Origin of the sequence: Acetobacteroides hydrogenigenes, assembly GCF_004340205.1 — a bacterium.
Lineage (GTDB): Bacteria > Bacteroidota > Bacteroidia > Bacteroidales > ZOR0009 > Acetobacteroides > Acetobacteroides hydrogenigenes.
The window spans coordinates 132,547-153,328 of the sequence record NZ_SLWB01000006.1 but is presented as its reverse complement, the minus strand read 5'-3'; the positions used below and the strand labels follow the sequence as shown (position 1 = coordinate 153,328).

At 49.0% G+C, this 20,782-nt stretch carries 18 protein-coding genes; 7 read left to right on the top strand and 11 right to left on the bottom strand.

Annotated features, from left to right (window positions below; all coding sequences use genetic code 11):
- Position 1 precedes the first annotated feature (1 nt).
- From CLV25_RS08025 to CLV25_RS08010, 4 genes are all read left to right on the top strand, one after another.
- Positions 2–634, top strand: coding sequence for a hypothetical protein (locus CLV25_RS08025; RefSeq protein WP_131839124.1), 633 nt, complete (start codon positions 2–4; stop codon positions 632–634).
- Between the two features lie 4 nt (positions 635–638).
- Positions 639–2,039, top strand: coding sequence for a complex I subunit 5 family protein (locus CLV25_RS08020; protein ID WP_165877030.1), 1,401 nt, complete (start codon positions 639–641; stop codon positions 2,037–2,039).
- Positions 2,040–2,042: 3 nt separating this feature from the next.
- On the top strand, positions 2,043–3,554 hold the full coding sequence (locus CLV25_RS08015; RefSeq protein WP_131839122.1) for a hydrogenase large subunit: 1,512 nt from the start codon (positions 2,043–2,045) through the stop codon (positions 3,552–3,554).
- 223 nt (positions 3,555–3,777) lie between these two features.
- Complete coding sequence (locus CLV25_RS08010; protein ID WP_131839121.1) at positions 3,778–4,539, top strand: NADH-quinone oxidoreductase subunit B family protein; 762 nt, start codon at positions 3,778–3,780, stop codon at positions 4,537–4,539.
- A 295-nt stretch (positions 4,540–4,834) separates the two neighbouring features.
- Here CLV25_RS08010 and CLV25_RS08005 read toward each other — a convergent pair whose 3' ends face one another.
- From CLV25_RS08005 to CLV25_RS07995, 3 genes are all read right to left on the bottom strand, one after another.
- On the bottom strand, positions 4,835–5,749 hold the full coding sequence (locus tag CLV25_RS08005) for a glutaminase (protein WP_131839120.1): 915 nt from the start codon (positions 5,747–5,749) through the stop codon (positions 4,835–4,837).
- 446 nt (positions 5,750–6,195) lie between these two features.
- Positions 6,196–7,338: a serine hydrolase domain-containing protein gene (locus tag CLV25_RS08000; RefSeq protein WP_131839119.1), complete on the bottom strand. Its 1,143-nt coding sequence runs from the start codon at positions 7,336–7,338 to the stop codon at positions 6,196–6,198.
- A 181-nt stretch (positions 7,339–7,519) separates the two neighbouring features.
- Positions 7,520–8,989 carry a catalase gene (locus CLV25_RS07995; RefSeq protein ID WP_131839118.1) on the bottom strand — a complete coding sequence of 490 codons (1,470 nt, stop codon included), beginning with the start codon at positions 8,987–8,989 and terminating at the stop codon, positions 7,520–7,522.
- 844 nt (positions 8,990–9,833) lie between these two features.
- On the opposite strand from CLV25_RS07995, the gene CLV25_RS07990 reads away from it, so the two are divergent.
- A complete protein-coding gene (locus CLV25_RS07990) occupies positions 9,834–10,466 on the top strand; it encodes a hypothetical protein (RefSeq protein WP_131839117.1) in 633 nt (210 codons plus the stop codon).
- A 735-nt stretch (positions 10,467–11,201) separates the two neighbouring features.
- Positions 11,202–11,393, top strand: a complete 192-nt coding sequence (locus CLV25_RS07985) for a cold-shock protein (RefSeq protein ID WP_131839116.1) — start codon at positions 11,202–11,204, stop codon at positions 11,391–11,393.
- A 149-nt stretch (positions 11,394–11,542) separates the two neighbouring features.
- On the opposite strand, the gene CLV25_RS07980 is transcribed toward CLV25_RS07985, so the two are convergent.
- Genes CLV25_RS07980 through mce form a run of 5 tightly spaced genes read right to left on the bottom strand, consistent with a single transcriptional unit; the run spans position 11,543 to position 16,083 of the window.
- Complete coding sequence (locus CLV25_RS07980) at positions 11,543–12,706, bottom strand: sodium ion-translocating decarboxylase subunit beta (protein WP_131839115.1); 1,164 nt, start codon at positions 12,704–12,706, stop codon at positions 11,543–11,545.
- Between the two features lie 10 nt (positions 12,707–12,716).
- The gene (locus tag CLV25_RS07975; RefSeq protein WP_131839114.1) at positions 12,717–13,154 is read right to left on the bottom strand and encodes an acetyl-CoA carboxylase biotin carboxyl carrier protein; all 438 of its coding nucleotides are present in this window, start codon (positions 13,152–13,154) and stop codon (positions 12,717–12,719) included.
- 3 nt (positions 13,155–13,157) lie between these two features.
- Entirely contained in the window at positions 13,158–14,078 is a 921-nt protein-coding gene (locus CLV25_RS07970) for an OadG family transporter subunit (protein ID WP_131839113.1), read from the bottom strand.
- Positions 14,079–14,089: 11 nt separating this feature from the next.
- Positions 14,090–15,649 carry an acyl-CoA carboxylase subunit beta gene (locus tag CLV25_RS07965; protein WP_131839112.1) on the bottom strand — a complete coding sequence of 520 codons (1,560 nt, stop codon included), beginning with the start codon at positions 15,647–15,649 and terminating at the stop codon, positions 14,090–14,092.
- A gap of 23 nt (positions 15,650–15,672) precedes the next feature.
- Positions 15,673–16,083: a methylmalonyl-CoA epimerase gene (gene mce, locus CLV25_RS07960; protein WP_131839111.1), complete on the bottom strand. Its 411-nt coding sequence runs from the start codon at positions 16,081–16,083 to the stop codon at positions 15,673–15,675.
- 500 nt (positions 16,084–16,583) lie between these two features.
- Between mce and CLV25_RS07955 the strand changes: the two genes are divergently transcribed.
- A complete protein-coding gene (locus CLV25_RS07955) occupies positions 16,584–17,300 on the top strand; it encodes a hypothetical protein (protein ID WP_131839110.1) in 717 nt (238 codons plus the stop codon).
- Here the strand turns inward: CLV25_RS07955 and CLV25_RS07950 are convergent.
- The 3 genes from CLV25_RS07950 to CLV25_RS07940 all read right to left on the bottom strand — a co-directional run bounded on the left by CLV25_RS07950 (position 17,297) and on the right by CLV25_RS07940 (position 20,579).
- On the bottom strand, positions 17,297–17,779 hold the full coding sequence (locus CLV25_RS07950) for an arsinothricin resistance N-acetyltransferase ArsN1 family B (protein WP_131839109.1): 483 nt from the start codon (positions 17,777–17,779) through the stop codon (positions 17,297–17,299). The two genes, CLV25_RS07955 and CLV25_RS07950, sit on opposite strands and share 4 nt — an antisense overlap.
- 140 nt (positions 17,780–17,919) lie before the next feature.
- Entirely contained in the window at positions 17,920–18,129 is a 210-nt protein-coding gene (locus CLV25_RS07945; RefSeq protein WP_131839108.1) for a heavy-metal-associated domain-containing protein, read from the bottom strand.
- Between the two features lie 38 nt (positions 18,130–18,167).
- Positions 18,168–20,579 carry a heavy metal translocating P-type ATPase gene (locus CLV25_RS07940; protein ID WP_131839107.1) on the bottom strand — a complete coding sequence of 804 codons (2,412 nt, stop codon included), beginning with the start codon at positions 20,577–20,579 and terminating at the stop codon, positions 18,168–18,170.
- Positions 20,580–20,782 lie beyond the last annotated feature (203 nt).

Sequence of the window (20,782 nt, the reverse complement as noted above, 5' to 3'; positions counted from 1 at the left end):
TATGAATCTCGCTATTATCGTACTTTTTGGCGTAACGCTAATGTACATCTCCATTGCCGAGCGGTTTGCAACCTACCTCAAGCTGGTTGCATTGCAGGGGGTGCTTCTGTTCTTCTTGGCCTTCTCCGAGCTCTCGGGGGCCAACGACCTCGCTTCGCTGATATTTGTTGTCGCAGAAACCCTCATCTTCAAGGCAATTGCTGTTCCGGTGCTGCTGAGGAATATCGTTAAAAAGATGAAGGTTGCTAAGGTGCATGCCAAGGCCGTTCCTGCCTTCTACTCGTTGCTGCTTGTGCTGGTGGCAATGGGCGTTAGCGTGGTTCTGGGCGATATGCTTAAGATCGGCAACATCGAAAAGATATTTATGATTACCGCGCTCTTTTCGGTTTTCACAGGGTTGATTCTTGTAATTACCCATAAGAAGATATTCCCTCATTTGGTGGGATTTCTTGTGCTGGAGAACGGCGTTTTCATGTTCTCGTTGGCCGTTGGTTCCGAGATGCCGTTCTTGGTTAACGTAGGTATCCTACTCGACCTTTTTGCCAGCGTTTTAATTTTGGGCGTTTTTGCTTCGCGTATCGGGAAACGGTTGAACGACCCCGATGTGGAGGATTTATCATCACTTAAGGATTAGGGGGATGCTGTACTTTTTTATCATATCTGTTGTTTTAGTTGGGCTGATGCTCTCTCTCCGAAATCCTTTAGCGAGTAAGGTGCTTTCGGGTTTATTTATTGTCAACCTTATTGCGCTTTTGGTGCGAGCCTATGCAAGCAAGGGGCAAACCGAGCTGGTGTACTTTACCTTCGATGGTACTGCCGTTATAATGCTTTCGTTGATGGTGGTGGTTGCTATTCCAGCCTTCATTCATAGCTTTTACTATTTGACACACGAGTCTAAACGAGGAATTCCTCTATACATTGCGGGGCTTACAGGTCTGCTTACCTCGCTTGTGGGCGTTTACCTATCCAATAACCTTATCGTGCTGTGGGTTTTTATGGAGGCCACCACGCTTACTGTATCGGTGCTCATATACCATCACCGCAGCACGCATGCGCTGGAAGCTACCTGGAAGTATATCTTTGTTAGCTCCATTGGTATTGCGCTGGCCTATATGGGAATCCTTTTCCTAGGAACCATCGTTTCTAATAGCGGTGATATTCCTCTATCGTATAAAGGTCTTGAAGTGTTGGCTGCAAACGCCAATCCAGCCTATCTGCGAATTGCCTTTCTTTTTGTGCTGGTTGGATTCAGCACCAAGATGGAGCTCTTCCCCATGCATACGGTGGGTATCGATGCAAACACCATTGCGCCGCCTCCAATCTCTGCCGTTATGTCTACTCTGATGGTGAACGGTGGCTTTGTGGCAATCTACCGTTTGCTAAACATCCTCGATGGAACCATCGTTGGGCAGTGGGCTTCGAATGTGCTAATACTTTCTGGGATTCTTTCGGTGATAGTTGCGGCAACCTACCTGCTTAAATCGAACAACCTGAAGCGTCTGCTGGCCTACTCTACCCTCGAGAACATGGGATTGGTTGCCATTGCCCTCGGGATTGGAGGCGTTGCCCGTTACGCTGCATTTATCCATATCATTGCCCACACCTTCCTTAAAGCGGCGCTCTTCTTTCAGGTTCGTCAGGTGCGCAACACCTTCGATACCTACGAAATCTCTAAGATGGGCGGCTACATAAGGCACTATTCGGCCGGAGCGCTGGTGCTAATGCTCGGAACGCTTGGCATTGTTGCGTTTCCTCCATCCGGCTTGTTCGTTTCGGAGCTGACGATATTTAAAGCCATGCTGGCGCAGGAGCGTTGGATTCTTTTCACGGTTCTTGTGCTGGTGCTGCTATGCTGCGTATACGCCATTGTACAAAAGTTGCTATCCATCCTGTACGCTAAAGAAACGGTAAAGCCAACCGGATTTAAGCTCTCGATGTCGCTTACGGCTGTTCAATACCTCCTTATAGGATTAGCCTTCTACGTCTTCTTTTTTAAAGATGGATTTGTGATGAACCTTATTAACGAAGCAATAAAGTAGTACATGAACCAGTATCATCAGTACGTTAGGATAAAAGGAAATCCGGCAACTGTAAAGCTTGCCGATATCCCAATGCTGGAGTATGATCTATTCTTCGAGCAAGCTATCCATATCCTTCATAATCCCGATTGCCGTTGCGTTAGCTACTTCGCCAAGCCCGACAATGGGGCGTTAACCTGCTTCATCGTTCTTTCGGATGGCGCTGGCGATATCATAATATACGGATATAGGTGCAACGAGCGTGCAACGTTACCTTCTCTAACGGCGAAGATTCCTGCAATGCACATCTACGAGCGCGAGATTGCCGAAAATTTTGGGGTAACCTTCGAAGGGCATCCCTGGCTTAAGCCTGTTCGCTACCCCTACAACCGTTCGTATTCGGATTGGATGGACTCCTATCCGTTTTATAGGATTGATGGAACGGAGCTGCACGAGGTGGGCGTTGGCCCAATTCATGCCGGGGTTATCGAGCCGGGGCACTTCCGCTTTATCTGCAATGGCGAAAAGGTGCTGCATCTCGAAATTCAGCTGGGCTACCAGCATCGTGGGGTGGAAACCCTAATGGCCGACGATTCTTCGCTTCTTAAAAAGACAATTCTTTCAGAAAATATTGCGGGCGATAGCGCCGTGTCGCATGGCCTTGGCTTTGCCCTCGTTACCGAAGCGCTTTCTGGTGTTGAGGTTGACGAGCGTCTTGCCCAGGAGCGAGTGATTGCTCAGGAGATGGAGCGTGTTGCCGTTCATATTGGCGATACCGCTGCTCTTTGTGGCGACGTAGCCTATCAGCTCGGACAGGTAGTTTGCGAGGCTTTGCGAACAGTAATGATAAATACTACGCAGTTCTGGTGCGGCAACCGTTTTGGTAAAGGCATTATTCGTCCTGCCGGAACGCGTTATCCGCTTACTGCTGATGTTCGCGATGAAATTGTAAAGAATCTAACCAAGGTAAAGCGCGAGTACGGGCAGTTTACCGATAGGCTCTTCTCGCTTCCTTCCGTGCTTGCCCGTTTCGAGGGGATTGGCATTGTTACCACCGAGCAGGCTCGCGGAATTGGTGCCGTTGGAATGGCTGCCCGAACATCCAACCTTAACCGCGATACCCGAAAGAGCAACCCTTACCTTGCATATAGGAACCTTGAACACGAACCAATACTCATGGATTCGGGCGACGTAATGGCTCGTGCTAAGCTGCGTGCCGACGAGGTGGTACAGTCGATAGATAGGGTGCTGGATATGCTCGATAAGCTCGACTATCAGGCCACCTCTGCTACTCCCAACTTCGGCTTAGCATTTGCTCCCGACACCTTAGCCATTTCGCTGGTGGAAGGCTGGCGCGGCGAGATTTGTCACGTGGCAATAACCAACGATGAAGGAGCAATCGATCACTACAAGGTGAAAGATCCATCGTTCCATAACTGGTTTGCCCTAGCCCTAGCCGTTCGCGATCAGGAGATCTCCGATTTCCCTATTTGCAACAAGAGCTTCAACCTCTCGTACTGCGGGAATGACTTGTAGGGACGCAAGGCTTGCGTCCTTAGAAGAAAAATAAGAACACTGATTTTACTGATAACACTGATTTACGCTGATTTAATTTAACCACAAAGGCCACGAAGGTGTGCACAGAGAAACACAAAGAGTAGAAGTTTAAGAACCCTTACTGCTTAGTCGTGATACTCGCGTCTTGCGTCTTGTATCTTATGTCTTGTGTCTTGATGAAATATCTAAAATCTATTTTAGAATGCTCGACGAACTAAAAATACTCCGCGACCACGGAATCCAGTACGTAAAAGATTTACGTGGCGCAACGCTTACCCCGCTTTTCAGGGGCCGTCCTGTAGTTAACCTCGAGGTACCACAAGCCGATGTGGATGCGCTGGTGTCCATGTGCCCTTCAAAAGCCATCGGATCGTCGCCGCTATCCATCGATTTGGGCAAATGCGTCTTCTGTCGCGAGTGCGAGTTTGCCTTCCCAACGGCCATTCAGTTTACCAACGACTTTAGGATTGCCGCCAACCGTCGCGAGGACTTAATCGTGAGGGCAGGGGAGGATAAGCCTATCAGATTGGACGAGTCTGCCATTCGTCCCGAAATACGTAAGACTTTAAGGAATTCTCTTAAGCTACGCGAGGTGTCGGCTGCGGGAGAAAACTCGGGCGAGATGGAGCTAAACGCTGCCGGAAACGTCAACTTCGACATGGGGCGCTTCGGTATCGAGTTCGTAGCCTCGCCTCGCCATGTCGATGGGGTGGTGATAACAGGTCCTATCTCGGCGAATATGGCGCAAGCCCTTCAGGTGTGCTTCGATGCCACGCCCGACCCAAAGGTGGTGGTGCTCGTAGGTTCCGATGCCATCAGCGGAGGACTCTTTGCCGATAGTCCTGCCCTCGATCGCTCGTTTGTTGAGGCTCACCACATCGACCTGTACGTGCCCGGCAACCCCGCCCATCCGCTTACCTTTATCAACGGGCTGATGGATATGTTGGGTATTGAGGATAGGTAAATTGTTCCGTAAAGGGTATAGAATATTTTAGAGGCGTTGCATGCAACGCCTCTTTTCGTTTATGCGAACCTCAATTTGATGTGTTGTTTTGATGTTATAGGCAAAGGATGCACAGGTGCTATTCCCCTCCTTCTCAAGGAGGGGTGCCCGAAGGGTGGGGTGGTTTAAGTCGGAATAGCGAGTAATTCTTAGATTTTTCAACAGCAACCACCCCCGGCTACGCCGACCCCTCCTTGAGAAGGAGGGGAATAGCGCTGATTTTGCCTTAAGCAAACCATAGAGGTGCGTTTTCCCCCTAAAAAATCGACGCCTGCGTCTTTGTCGTAAGCAGCTCCAGGAACTTAATTCCCTTGCTGGAGTTGCCCTTCTTGTTTAAGCGAGGGCTCCAAACGGCAATGCTGTACTTGTTGGGGTAGATGGCCACAATACCTCCGCCAACGCCGCTCTTTCCCGGAAGTCCCACCTTAAAGGAGAACTCCCCAGCCTCGTCGTAGAAGCCGCACAGCTGCATAATGGCGTTTATGCGCTTTGCCTTGCTCACGCTTAGGATGGTTTGCTTTGTTTCTGGACAGATGCCGTAGGTGGCAAGGAAAAGGAACGTGCGCGAAAGCTCCTTACAGGTCATTTCGATGGAGCAGAGGTTAAAGTAGAAGTCCATAACCACATCGATGTCGTTCTTGATGTTGCCAAACGACTTCATCAGGTTGATGAGCGCCGCGTTTCGGTAACCCATCGACTTTTCCGATTCGGCAATGCGCGTACAGTAGTCTATTTCATTGTTGCCCGACACCTCCCTGACAAAGCGAATAAGCTCCTCCTTCGGATTTGCCAGGTGGCTAACCAGAATATCGGCTATTACCAGCGCACCGGCATTGATAAACGGGTTGCGCGGAATGCCCATGTCGTACTCCAGCTGCACGAGCGAGTTGAACGGCGTTCCCGAAGGCTCTACGCCAACCCTTTCCCAGAGCGCCTCGCCCTCCATGTTGTAGGCCATTGCCAGCGATAGCACCTTGGCAATGCTCTGGATGGAGAACTTCTCGTCGGAATCGCCAAAACTGTAGTGCTCGCCATTTACCGTGGTTAGGTGAACGCCAAACTTGTTGGGATCAACACGACCCAGTTCGGGAATGTACGAGGCAACCTCGCCGCAGGGAGCATCATTCTTGATCTCCTCGTTTATCTCTTCGAATATTCTCTGGTAATCCATATGCTTAGGTGAAAATGCGGGCGCAAGGTAGCCATATTTGGCTACAGGTATTCCAGAGTGGGCGGTTTTTTGCGTAGAAATGAGGTGTTCCGTTATGCGACGGCTTTAGACCATAGCCGTCACGCTAAGCTGATGCAAGAACTCTGTTTTTGAAAGGAAAGTATAGATATCAAGCATCAACGCATGATTGAAACTGCTTATCCTCCCGCTTATGCGGGAGGTAGGGATGGGTTAAGAACGCTAAGTGGTGTGAAAAATGTTGATTTTAACGAGCAAACCCACCCCCAGCCCCCTCCAAGGAGGGGATAACCTACCCTGATTATGCATTTTAGGATTTGAAAAAATGGCTCTACCTACGCTTTATTCCCTTGCGGCCTCCAGCCGCATTCTTTGTCCAAAGGCTAGGATGCACTAAGCGTTGCGAGGACGCAACGCTTAGCAGATATCTACTTCTCCACACCTTTTGCCTGTACGGCATCAACCAGTTTCTGAATTACAGGCGCTGGACCTTTAACGTTCCAGCGCTGGCTGTAATTTGCTGCTAAAGCTGTATTAATCTCAGGTATATACACAACCTGAGTTCCCCAGAAACCCGAATGGGTGTAGGCTGTCATGCCATTAATCTCTATCCTCCAAATCCCCATTCTGTAATCCAACGCCTGTTTAGTGTTGTACTTAACAGGGGTAAGCATGGTGTCTAGGGTCGACTTATGGCGAAATACTTTATGGTTAAAAAGGCAGTGGAAAAAACGGCTTAAATCGGCAGTGGTGGATAGCAGCCCGCCGCCTCCATAGTAGTCCATCGATGGGTGGAAGTTGTAGGTGTCGAATCCGTTATGGTATTGATGGATGCGAGCGCCCGTAAAATCGCCATCAAACGCTTCCATATGCGTGTCGTTTATACCCAGCTGCTTAAAATGTAGCTGCTCGCAGATGGCATCGCCCATAGATTGTTTCGTAATACTCTCTATAATATCACCCAGTAGAATATACCCTGTATCCGAATAGCCGAATTGCTCCCCCGGTAGCCCCACCGGCTTCGTGTACTTAATTAGATCGGATACCTGCTCTTCGCGACTCCAAACGTGGCGTGTTTTGAGGAACTCGTTTTCGAATTTTGGCGATTGGGTATGCTCCGATAGCCCTCCCGAGTGGGTGAGCAGGTGCCTAATGGTTATCCGATTCGGATCGTAGCCTCCCTTTACAAGGGTATCTGCATACGCTTTCGAGATGTACTTCGTAATAGGATCGTCGAGGACTAATTTTTTATCCTCCCATAGCCTAAGGATGGTTGCCGCAACGTACGTTTTGGTAACGCTTGCTATTCTGAACTTGCCGTTTGGCTGCAGCTCCTTTTTTGTTTCCTTGTCGGCGTATCCCGATGCCCCGCTCCATTCGATATGTTTTTTTGGGGAGATGATGCTTGCAAGGATGCCCACATTCTCGGTGGTTAGCTCGTTGCCGACGATGCTCCTAAATGTCGAATCATACTTGCTCGATGCGGTTTTGAAGCCATTACACAGGAATAGTACTAGGACTATGGCTATTGTAGGTATGGCAATCTGAGCGTAGTTCTTTGTGCGTTTCATCCTATAAAGATTTTAGGTTGGTTTGCTATATGCTTTACGTTACCATAGACGAAAATCTTCCCCTAACGTTACATTTTAGCCCATCTACGCTTTGTTTCGTTGCGGCCTAAGGCCTCTTTCAAACGAAAGCACCCATGCTCCATAAAAGGCATGGGTGCTTTGTGGGGCTTTCTGTTAAGCATTAGCTCCTGAGTGCTTCGGCCACATCGAGGCCCAGCTCTTTAGCAACGCCGTTGCCGTAGGCTTCGTCGGCCTTTAGGCAGTTCCTAATATGCCTTAGCTTGATCTCTTTGGGGGCATCGCCCATGGCGCGTGCCGTATTCTCAAATAGCACCTGCTGCTGCTCCTTGCTCATCAACCGGAATAGGATGCCCGGCTGGCTGTAGTAGTCGGCATCGTCCTGACGGTGATCCCAGTGATCGGCGGCCCCATCAATTTCCAGAGGGGGCTCTAGGAATTCGGCGCTATCCTGCCATTCGCCGTAGCTGTTGGGCTCGTAGCCCAGCGTAGAGCCGCAGTTGCCGTCAACCCGCATCTGCCCGTCGCGGTGGAACATGTTCAGAAAGGGGCACCTCGACTTGTTTACCGGAATCTGGTGGAAGTTGACTCCGAGCCGGTAGCGCTGGGCATCGCCATAGGAGAAGAGCCGTCCTTGTAGCATCTTGTCGGGCGAGAAGCCTATGCCGGGAACAACGTTTGCCGGATTAAAGGCCGCCTGCTCGACATCGGCAAAGTAGTTCTCGGGGTTCTTGTTGAGTTCGAGAATCCCTACATCGATAAGCGGGTACTCCTTGTGCGGCCAAACTTTGGTGAGGTCGAACGGATTAAATGGGCTCTTTTTGGCTTGCTCCTCCGTCATGAGCTGAATCTTCATCGTCCACCGGGGGAAGTCGCCGCGTTCGATGCTGTCGTAGAGGTCGCGCTGATGGCTTTCCCGGCATTTACCGATAACGGCTTCGGCCTCTTGGTCGGTAAGGTTTTTGATGCCCTGGTGGGTTGTCAGGTGGAACTTTACCCAAATGCGCTCGTTCTTGGCGTTGATGAGGCTGAAGGTGTGGCTCCCAAACCCGTGCATGTGGCGGTAGGAGTAGGGAATACCTCTATCGCTCATTGTGATGGTGACCTGATGGAGCGCCTCGGGCAGGCTAGTCCAGAAGTCCCAGTTATTTTTGGCGCTGCGCAGGTTGGTTCTCGGGTCGCGCTTTACGGCATGGTTCAGGTCGGGGAACTTAAGGGGGTCTCGTAGGAAGAAAACGGGGGTGTTGTTCCCCACCAAATCCCAGTTTCCCTCTTCGGTGTAGAACTTTATGGCAAATCCACGGATGTCGCGCTCGGCATCAGCGGCGCCCCGCTCGCCCGCCACGGTGGAGAAGCGAACAAAGAGGTCGGTTTTTTTGCCCACTTTCGAAAAGATGTTGGCCTTGGTGTGCTTGGTGATATCGTTGGTTACCGTAAAGGTTCCAAAGGCGCCAGAGCCCTTGGCGTGCATCCTCCGCTCGGGGATTACCTCACGGTCGAAATGGGCGAGCTTTTCGAGAAACCACACGTCCTGAAGGAGCATTGGCCCCCGCCTGCCCGCCGTTAGCACGTTCTGGTTATCGGCCACTGGCGCTCCAGAAATGCTGGTTAGCAGCTTTTTTATCCATTTCATACGCTTCGATTTTTTGTAAACAGCAGCAAGGTACGCCATGCCTGCCCCGTTTTCAAGTACCTAAAGCGCATCTCCCGAATGCCCAGGTGCTGTAGTAGCGGATAGAAGGTGTTCGCGGCTAGGCGAAGGCTTCAGCCCATGGCCTTAGCTTGACGGCAATGGGGCGCAACTTCAGTCAAACGAGGTAATTTCAGGGTGGGGGTGAAGGGGAGTCGAGCCTCGGCTCCGCTCGGCTTCCAGAGCTTCGGCTCCTAGTATTTCGGCTTTAGGTTTTCATCTGCCCGTGGTAGCCGAGCGAAGTCGAGGCTATCCGACGAAAAAATTAACAAAAAAACATCAAAAAGAATCAACCAACGAATATTTTTATAAATTAGCTATTGCTCGTTCTTTGAAGGCATGTTTTACCAGATTGGTTAGCTGATCAGGCTCCGATGGCCAACAAACCAGCTAGCGCCTTAGCGAAGTAGCCGCGAAGGGTGGGAGAGGCCGCTAGCCGGTGGGGAGAAATAGGAGGCAGGTTGGCCGAAATGGCTTTCCGATTGGCAGAAACCGTTTTCCGGCAGGCAGAAATGGCATTCCGATTGGCAGAAATCATTTTCCGGCAGGCAGAAATGGCTTTCCGATCGGCAGAAGTGACATTCCGGCGGGCATAAATCGTTTTCCGGTTGGCAGAAATGACATTCCGGCAGGCGGAAGTCATTTTCCGGTTGGCAGAAATCCCTTTCCGATGGTAGACTATCTGGTGTGCGCGAGATCGAGCAATATATAAGCGGTAACTATTAATTTTTTATAGCAAACGGGTTTACGCTGCGTAGGCCCAAGTCAAAACTAACCCAATAAAATTATGTCAAAGTATCGAACAAAGGATGAAGATCTTCAGAGGATCGGAACATCTATCGCTAACCTAGAGTCGAACCCGACCCTTGCGGCCAAGCTGCAGGGTTTTGGCTTCACCAACGAATCGTTGGCCGAGGGCAAGCTGCTTTTTGCTACTGCTACTCAAAAATCGCAAAAGCAGAAGATGGAAGAGGGCGAACAGCATAGCGCCACCGAGCGCTGTAACGAGCTATTCGGCTTGGCCGATGTGCGGTTTAAGGTGATCTACAAGATTTCGCGAGTTGCCATCAAGGAAAAGGGTTTGCAGGATCAGCTGGGCGTTGTATCGTTGGAAAAATCGACGTTCGATGGCTGGGCGCAATCTCGGCTCGACTTCTACACCAATGCGCTTTCGATTCCGGTAGTTATGGAGCGTTTGGGCAAGTACAACATCAAGGCCGAAGACCTTACCGCTGCAAAGAAGCTGGTGGAGGATGCCATTGCGGCCAACCAGGTTCAGCTAAAGGAGACCGGAGAGGCGCGTATGGCAACCTCCGAGCGTAACGATGCCTTCGACACCCTAAAAAGCTGGTACGACGAGCTGCGCCAGCTGGCAAAGCTAGCCCTCGATAAGCGCGAGTGCGAGATCCTCGGATTGTAGCCTCGGCGTTCTCCTATACCGAAGCCCATACTTGCTGATGCTTGTATGGGTTTCGTTTTTTTTTGGGGGCGCCTCGACTCCGCTCGGCGACCGCTCGGATTTGATGGTGTTCTCCTCGACTCCGTTCTGCGACCACTCGACTTCGCTCGGCGACCTTTTTATTGCCCACCGAGCGGAGTCGAGGTGGCATCAGCATTCTCCGCCTCTACTCTGCGTAGCGGCTACCTCGGATTTGGTGATCGTTCTCCTCGGCTTTGCTCGGATACCGCTCGGTTTCGCTCGGCGACCTTTTTATTGTCCACCGAGCGGAGTCGAGGTGAAGGTAAGGGGTGCGCTATTTTTTACGGGTGCTGATTCCTGGGCTTCTTGGTGCTTAGCTCCACCCAAAAAATCAACAGAATGGCATCTTTCATCCCAAAACACCCCGCTTTTTCGGCCTTCTTTCGGGGTAAATGAGGGGCGTAGCGCCCTTTTCGCATGCTGGCATCAGCTAAATAGATGGAAAATGTATGCGATTTGTCGAAAAAAGAGGGCTAAATGGGCAAAAAATGCGCCCATAATTAGCTTTTAGTTTAGCCTAATGGGCCGAAATAGGAGGGCTTTCTTCGTTGAAAGCCTATTGTAGTATGCTGTACTGCTGTTTTGGGCCGAAAAACCCCATCGGCATAGCAAAAATGAAGGGGATGATAATATCAAATTATTAATCGTACCTTTCCATCCATTAAATTTTTCATAATGAGCAAAGGAACAGTAAAGTTTTTTGATGAGACCAAAGGTTTCGGTTTCATTAAAGATGCAGATTCTCCAAAGGAGTATTTCGTACACGTATCTGGTTTGGTAGACCGAATCAAGGATAACGACGAGGTAACCTTCGACCTTGAAGAAGGCAAAAGGGGAATCAATGCCGTAAACGTGAAGCTTGCATAGTTTTAAGCTATAAAAGACATCATCAGAGGAGGCTCTACAGTGCGTAGGGCCTTTTTTGTTTGGTGGTGGTGAGGGTTTCTAGGCTATCCAAAAAAAGGAGAGGCGTTGCATGCAACGCCTCTCCTTTTTTTATATGGTTTTCTTTAAAACTAGCTAAGGAAGCTAAGCATAATACCGGCAGCAACGGCGCTACCGATCACACCGGCCACGTTTGGCCCCATGGCGTGCATTAGCAGATAGTTGGTCTTATCGTACTCCAATCCCACCACATGCGATACGCGGGCGCTATCGGGCACAGCCGAAACCCCTGCATTACCGATAAGCGGGTTGATCTTGTTACCCTCCTTAAGGAATAGGTTAAGGATCTTAACGAACATTACCCCACCAAAGGTTGCGATGATGAACGAGGCAGCACCTAGTCCGAAGATAAGCACCGATTCCGTTTTAAGGAAGGTGGTTGCCTGTGTCGATGCACCAACGGTTAAACCGATAAGGATGGTTACGATATCGATAAGTGGACCCTTAGCGGTATCGGCCAAACGCTTGGTAACGGTACTTTCCTTAAGCAGGTTGCCGAAGAAGAGCATACCAAGAAGTGGAAGACCAGTTGGAACGATGAAGCAGGTAAGCAGCAATCCTACGATAGGGAAGAGGATCTTCTCTAGCTTCGATACCTGGCGAGGAGCTTTCATGCGGATTACGCGCTCCTTCTTGGTGGTAAGCAACTTCATGATAGGAGGCTGGATAACCGGAACAAGAGCCATGTAAGAGTATGCAGATACTGCGATAGCACCCATTAAGCTAGGAGCAAGTTTTCCCGAAAGGAAGATAGCTGTAGGACCGTCGGCACCGCCAATGATACCAATTGCACCAGCCTCTTCTGGCGAGAAACCAAGCCATAGAGCTGCAGCGTAGGCTCCAAAGATACCGAGCTGGGCAGCCGCACCAATAAGCATTAGCTTAGGGTTAGAGATTAGCGCCGAGAAGTCGGTCATCGCCCCGATACCTAAGAAGATAAGAGGAGGATAAACCCCTTGCGATACGCCAAAGTATAGGTAGTTAAGCACGCTACCGCTCTCGTAGATACCAACCTGGAAACCGGGGGTAAAGGCAATGTTGCCAATAACAATACCGAAACCGATTGGGACAAGGAGTAGGGGTTCGTACTCTTTCTTAATGGCTAGGTAGATAAACGCTAGACCAATGATAATCATTATGGCGTGTCCGAGCGTAATGTTTGCAAAAGCCGTGTAGCTCAGAAACTGGCTTATTTGGTCGGACAGAAACGAAAAGTAACTCTGGGTTTGTTCCATAGTTTAGAGCCTATTCGATTACAACTAGAACATCGCCTTCCATTACGCTGTCGCCTTGGTTAACCTTGATGGCTGCAATGCGACCTTCCTTGTCGGAGTCGATGTTGTTTTCCATTTTCATGGCTTCGAGAACGAGAAGACGTTGGCCAACCTTAACGGTATCCCCTACCTTAACGGCAAGGCTAAGGATAACGCCTGGAAGTGGCGACTTAACGGCACCCGAGGTTGCAACGCCTGGGCTAACGGTTTTGGCAACCGATGGGTGAGAATCGGTTGAAGGAACCGCTTCTGGACGAACCAGCTTAGGAGTTTTGGTTTGCTTAAGCTCGCGGTCAATTTCAACCTTGTAAGGAGTTCCGTTAACCTCAAGGTCGGCGATATTGCCGTCTACGTTAGAGATGTGAACGTTGTAGTCGTTCCCGTTTATCTTGAATTTAAAGTTTTTCATGGATTAGCGTTTTTGGGTTGTCTTTTGTGGAATCTGCCTCATGCTGTAAATCTTCGAGCTCCAGGGCGAGTAGGTACGAGAGGTCTTCTCGATGGTCAGAATGGTCGAATCGAGATCTTCCTTCTCGGTTTCGAAGAGCTGAATGGCCATGGCAATTGCTGCAAGAGTTTCGCCAGAGGTTTCCTCTCCTTCTTCCTTTGCTGTAACTACGATGCCTTGCTTCTTAAGCTCTTTTTCCTTCATTCTACGTGCATGGTTGATGTTGGCTTTGCCAATAAACTTGAACGATAGGTAAAGAAGAATCAAAGCCGAGAAAACAACGCTCATCGAAATGATAGCCATAGTAGCACCCGATGGGTCGAAATGTAAGAATATAGCACCTGCCGAAGGGCGTTCAACGGTATCGTTATTGCCGTTAGGAGTAGGCTTACCCATCGCAATCCATTTGGCATCCGCATCAAAAACGCGTCCCCAGCTGGTGTCTGCCTTTTGTACGGCAGGATTAAACGATACGCTGTCAATAAGAATTTTTCCGCTTTGGTCGTAAAGCGCTAAGTATTTTGAGCTTTTTAGGTCGAAGTTAAGGTGTAGTGTCCCGTGTGTGGTCTTGTTATCGGCCCAAAAAACCAAATAGCTTCTTGGTGCAATCTTAGTAATAGGATCTTTGGGGATTCTATACATTTTTGGATTGTTGGGGTCGTTGGTGAGGTAGCAACCTGCAATGTTCACCGTGTTGTAGGCGGAGTTGAAGATTTCTATCCACGAGCCTTGAACCCCAAAATCGTCTTGGTAGTTGTTGACGTTGTTTACAAGAAATTCGTTTATCCTCAAGTCGCTAGCGCTTTGGGCAACAGCGTTGCCCCCAAAAGCGCATAGCGATATGATGATAACCAAACTTCTTAACGAATTAAAAAGTCTGTTCATAGGGTTTTATATTACAATGGAATATTCGAGTGCTTCTTAGGTGGATTCACATCCTTCTTAGTAGCAAGCGACTGAAGTGCACGAGCAATACGGAAACGGGTGTTCTTAGGCTCGATTACATCGTCGATGTAGCCAAACTTGGCAGCCACGTATGGGTTGGCAAACTTGTCGCGATATTCCTGTTCCTTCTCAAGGAGGAATTGAACTTTAGCCTTCTCGTCTTCAATGCTGCCAATTTCGCGGCTAAGAAGAACTTCGATGGCGCCCTTAGGTCCCATAACTGCGATCTCAGCACCTGGCCAAGCGTAGTTGATGTCGCCACGAAGGTGCTTAGAGCTCATTACGTCGTATGCACCACCGTAAGCCTTGCGGAGGATGATGGTAACCTTTGGTACAGTAGCTTCGCCGTAAGCGAATAGAAGCTTAGCACCGTGAAGGATGATACCACCGTACTCTTGAGCAGTACCAGGAAGGAATCCAGGAACGTCAACAAGGGTTACCAATGGAATGTTGAAGGCGTCGCAGAAGCGAACAAAGCGAGCTGCCTTACGCGAAGCGTTAATGTCAAGCACACCTGCTAGGTACATTGGCTGGTTAGCAACAACCCCTACCGACATGCCGTTGAAACGGGCAAATCCGCAGATGATGTTTGGAGCGTAGTCGCGGTGTACCTCTAGGAATTCCTTATCGTCTACCAGTAGGTGGATGATTTCCTTAACGTCGTAAGGTTTGTTAGGATTGTCAGGAATGATCTCGTTTAGGCGCTCTTCGATACGGTTGATTGGATCGGCAGTAAGCTTAAGAGGTGCCTCTTCGAGGTTGTTCTGAGGAAGGTAGCTAAGCAGCTTACGGATAAGCATGATACCTTCTTCTTCGTTTTCTGCTACAAAGTGAGCAACACCCGACTTAGTTGCATGGATGCTAGCACCACCAAGTTGCTCTTGTGTTACATCTTCGCCGGTTACGGTCTTAACAACCTTTGGTCCGGTTACGAACATGTAGCTGGTTCCCTTGGTCATAATGTTGAAGTCGGTAAGCGCAGGAGAGTATACTGCACCACCAGCACATGGACCAAACATTGCAGAGATTTGAGGAATTACTCCAGAGGCCATAATGTTACGCTGGAAGATATCTGCGTAGCCACCAAGAGCCTTAACCCCTTCTTGAATACGAGCACCACCCGAGTCGTTGATACCGATAACAGGAGCGCCAGTCTTCATAGCCATATCCATAACCTTGCAGATCTTTGCTGCAAACATTTCGGATAGCGATCCTCCGAATACGGTAAAGTCTTGCGAGAAAACATAAACAAGTCGTCCGTCGATGGTACCATAACCGGTAACAACGCCGTCAGATAGGTAAGTTTCTTTTTCTAGGCCGAAATCAATACATCTGTGGCTAACGAACATGTCGAACTCTTCGAAGCTCTTTTCGTCAAGAAGCATGTCGATACGCTCGCGAGCAGTGTACTTGCCCTTCTTGTGTTGAGAATCAATTCTCTTTTGTCCACCACCAAGCTTAGCCTCTTCGCGAAGCTTGAGTAGCTCTTGGATTTTTTCGTGTTGGGTCATTTGGAGTAATATCAGGTTGTTTTCTACTTATTCTTGTCTTCGCAAAGTTCGGTAAGCACGCCCATGGTTGATTTTGGGTGTAGGAATGCAATGCTTAGGCCTTCAGCACCCTTACGAGGAGCCTTGTCAATTAGCTGTACGCCTTGCTCTGCTGCAAATTCTAGAGCATTTTCGATACCTTCTACCGCAAATGCAATGTGGTGAACGCCTTCGCCTTTCTTCTCAATAAACTTACCAATTGGTCCTTCTGGATCGGTCGACTCAAGAAGCTCGATTTTGGTTTGTCCGATCATGAAAAAGGCAGTCTTAACCTTTTGGTCCTTAACCTCCTCAACATTGTAGCAGGTTAGACCTAAAACCTTTTCGTAGTAAGGTATTGCAGTTGCTAAATCCTTAACAGCAATCCCGATGTGCTCGATATGCGAAAGTTTCATAAACGTTATATTAAAAGATTTCGAGCAAATGTAGTTGAACCCGTTGGGATTACCGAAGAAAAAGACAAAAAAAACGCGCTGCTTTTTATTGTTTAAAAACATACGATGTTTTCTTTAATATGATGTTGATTTGAAGCATATGTATAGTATTGTGTTTTTGATTTATTTTTATTATTGATGTTTTAGTTTTAAACTGTAGCTTCTTTGCGGGTTTGCTTTTGGAATTATTTGTTCTTGGAGGTACAGGCGGGGAAAATGTAAATGTAAGGCTGTCGAAGACGTAATTCTTCGTCTTAGTTTACCAGTAATGCTAATGCAATAGAGGTTCTGGTGGCTGCATTTTTTTTAAAGTAATGTGTCGTTAAACGTGCTTGTATTTAGACTATTGTATTTTGGTCGCGATAAAGTTGCTCAAAAACTTGCGATAGTTTAACGATTAAAGTAGCTTTAGGTAGCTTAAAATGTAGGCAAATCTTCAGGTTACTTTTAAAATAAAAGCTATGATAACTCGCAACTACCCTTACAATGATGCCTTAATGCTTGCAGGCGGAAAGGTTATTGCGGCAAGCTTGCGCTGCTGCATAAAGGAACTTTCCGAAATTCGTTCGTTGTGGACAAGAGGCTATATCACAGATCTTGATAGCCGATTGGATAATGCTTTTTCCGGAATACTTGGAGTTGAGCTCCCGAGCATTTATCGCTTTTTGAAGTTTGATATTTACGAATCGTTGCAGCATGCCGCTTTTGACTTAAGCTGCTTGAAAATACAAATAGAGGTTGACAACCAAGACAATGTGGAGAAGAAAAATGAATTCCTTTCGGCCTTGGGGTTTACTATGTTCCAGCAAAGGCCAAACATGCTATCGGAAGAGGAGCTAATTAGAGTGCTAGAACATTTTGCAGTAAATTTGTCGCCTAGCAGGCGAAGCGAACTGGTGGCTAATGGGGTAAACCCTTTTCTACTCGATAAGCTTGCCCAGCAAGCTGCACTTCTTAATGAAATGGGGCAAGTTCAGGCTATGCTTATGCTCCCAAATAAGAAGATGAAAGAGCCGGAGATTGCTGTTCTTTGTTCGCTTTACAACGAGGTTGAGGGTATTTGTACTATTGCATCTACCTTCTTCGAGAAAAAGGCAAAAAAGCGAGAACTCTTCATCTTTTCATCCGTCATTAATAGGCTAAAAGGGTTATCGGTAGGTGAACTAAGAGCTGTTTAAACAAGTAACTCCCAAAATCCAACATCGAGCCATTGATCGAATTTCCAGCCCGCTTCGTGGAAGTGGGCTACTTTTTTAAAGCCCATCTTCTCGTGGAGCCTCACGCTCTTTTCGTTTGGTAGGGTTATGCAGCCTATCAGTGAATGGAAGCCTTTTCCCTTTAGCCTTTCAATAAGCTCGGAGTAGAGTAAAGAGCCGATTCCTTTTCCGGCTGCTCCATCCTTTAGGTAAACGGTGGTCTCGGTGCTGAATCTGTAAGCCCTACGTGTTCTCCAACTAGAACCGTAAGCATATCCAATCACCTCTCCATCCTCTTCGTACACGATGTAGGCGTACTTCTCGCTGTATGCTCGTATTCGTTCGGCCATCTCGTCTTCGGTAAGGGGATTTTCCTCGAAGGTAATTACCGTATTTTCTATGTAATGGTTGTAAATGCTGCAGATGGCGGAGGCATCTGCGGATGTTGCTGGTCGTATCATTGCTGCTCTGTATTCTTTTGGGCAAGATAAATATTAATTATCACCAAGCGCGGGGTTACGGCTGCGCGTATGCAAATAATGCAAAAAAGAGCACGTTGCTCAATCTTGCATTATCGTATGAATCAATCAAAAGGTGTTGCTTATTTAAGCTCTGCTTTATACCCAATTTTGGACAGCGCTTCGATGATTTGCTCGGGCGTTGCACTGTCGGTTTCCACGGTTAGTACCTTTTCGGGTGTCGATGTGTCGACTTTCCAGCTTTTTATGCTGCTGTTGGCGTCGAGTACTGGCTTTACCTTTGCCAGGCATCCGCCGCAGTTAATTGTTGTCTTAAACTCAAACTTGGTCATGGTATTCTATTTTACGGTTTCCCTAGTAACATTCTACGCTAGATTTTGTGCGAACGAATTCGAAGGCTATTCGATACTACCGATACGGAACTGAGCGCCATGGCTGCGCTTGCCACCATTGGGTTGAGCATGAATCCCGTTAGCGGGAATAGCGCTCCTGCAGCTATCGGAATGCCTACAACGTTGTAGATAAACGCCCAGAATAGGTTCTGTCTGATAGCGCGGGTGGTGATGGAGGAGAGGGTTATGGCCTCTGCTACCTTTGTCAGGTCGGAGGAGATGATGGTGATCTTGGCCACCGACATGGCAACGTCGGTCCCCTTGCCCATGGCGATGCTGACGTTGGCTTGGGCTAGCGCTTCGGCATCGTTTATGCCATCGCCAACCATTGCCACCACTTTCCCTTCGGCCTGTAGCTGCTTTACGAAATCCGACTTGTCGGATGGGAGCAGCTGGCTTCTGTAGCTGCTAACACCAGCCTGCTTGGCAACTGCCTGTGCAACCCTATCGGCATCGCCGGTGAGCATTACCACTTCGATTCCTCTCTCTCGGAGCCTTCGTATGGCGTCTGCTGAGGTGGGCTTTAGCTGATCGGATAGCGCTATGGCTGCCACAACGCCATCCTGATGGGCGAAAAGGACTACTGTGCGCCCCTTGTCCGAATGGTACTCGAAGGCCTCTGTCATCCTATCCGAAATAGGAATACGCTGTTCTTCGATTAGCTGTAGATTGCCTATGTAGTAGTTCTTGGCGGCAATAGTAGCCTTTACCCCACGTCCTGTGATGCTTTCGAATTCCGAAATGTCAGTAGCCTCGCTCTGACCTTCGAGATAGGCCGCTACGGCGTTTGCCAGCGGATGGTTAGAGCGTTTCTCTATGCTGTAGAGTGCCGACGAGAGTTGGCTAATATTGGCCTCGCTGGCCCACTCAATGCTGTCGACTTTTACATCTCCTAGGGTAATTGTGCCTGTCTTGTCGAGGAGAACAACGCTTACTTTTTTTGCCATCTCAAGGCTTTCGGCATCCTTGATCAAGATCCCGCGCTGGGCTCCCTTGCCCATGGCAACCATGATGGCCGTTGGTGTTGCCAGCCCTAGCGCACAGGGGCAGGCAATAACCAGCACGGTTACAAACGATAGGATGGCCATCGACACGGCATTGTCGGAGCCAAGCACCATCCAGAAGCCAAAGCTAGCGAGGGCAATCGCCATCACCACGGGAACAAAGATGCCTGCAATCTTATCCACCAGCTGCTGCACGGGAGCCTTGCTTCCCTGCGCCTCCTGCACCTTTTTTACGATTTGAGATAGAACGGTCTCTCCTCCAATTTTTTCGGCTATATAGGTAAGGTAGCTGTTCTGGTTAATGGTGCCCGCGTAAACGGGTTCGCCTTCGTACTTTTCAGAGGCGATGGGCTCGCCGGTAATCATGCTCTCGTCCACGAACGAGCTGCCGGAGGCAACCCTTCCGTCAACGGCAATCTTTTCTCCCGGCTTGGAAATCAGCTTATCACCTTTAAGCACTTTGGATATGGGAATTTTCTCTTCTTCTCCATTCTCGTTGATGCGGACAACTGTGTTGGGCTGTAGCCCTATCAGCTTCTTGATGGCTGACGAGGTGCTGCTCTTGGCGCGCTCCTCGAGAAGTCGGCCTAGCAGGATGAACGAGATGATTACGGCCGATGCCTCGAAGTAGACGTGCGCCTCAAGCCCTTGACGTAGCCATACGTCGGGGAGCAGCGTGTTGAAAACGCTGAAGGCGTAGGACGTAAAGGTGCTGATGGCCACAAGCGTGTCCATGTTTGCCTTTCGATGCCGAGCCTGCCGCCAGGCGTTTACGAAGAACTGGCGCCCGAAGATGAGCAGAACCGGAGTCGAGAGCAGCCACATGGTAACGTTGGCAAAGCGCCACTCCATCCAAAGCATGCCAATGGCTGCTGTTGGGATAGAAAAGGCGATGGCCCCAACGGTTTGTCTTCGGAGCTGCTTTAGGTGTGCCCGCTGCTGTTGCGCCACTTCCTCTTCCTGCGCAGCCTTATCCTCTTCGATGATGAGGTCGAAGCCCACCTGCTGGAGCACCTTTCGGAGTTCGGTAGGGGAGGTTAGTGCTGGAGCGTACTCCACTAGCCCCGATTCGTTGGCGATGTTTACCGATGCCTCCACCACGCCTTCGGCTGAGGATAGCATCGTCTGGGCGCTGGCCGCGCATGAGGCGCAGCTCATGCCAGTAATGGGGAATACCTCTTTTTTTACCTCTATATTGATGCTATTGCGTTTCAGTAACTCGATAGCATTTCTCAGCGAAGGACCATCCTTATAGCCAAACGTCAGCACTCCGCTTGCCGCATTTATGTTGATCTCGGTTAGCCCCGCAGCGGCAAACTGCTCATCTAGCGAATCGGCAGCAATGAGGCTGATGCTAGTTCCTATGTTGATTGATGCTTGTAGCATAGCAATGGTTTTCTACAAAAATAGGATGATTGGGGCAAAAGTTGGGGCTGATATGATATTTATCACCTTTTGGTTGCAAGAGGCGCTTTATGGGGGGGCAGAAGAATGTACTATGAGCTTTGAGGAAAATGCGACAATTTGTCATGCAGAGATCCTACGTACATCCTACGGACTCCTACGTAGATCTTCCGATGTGGTCTCAT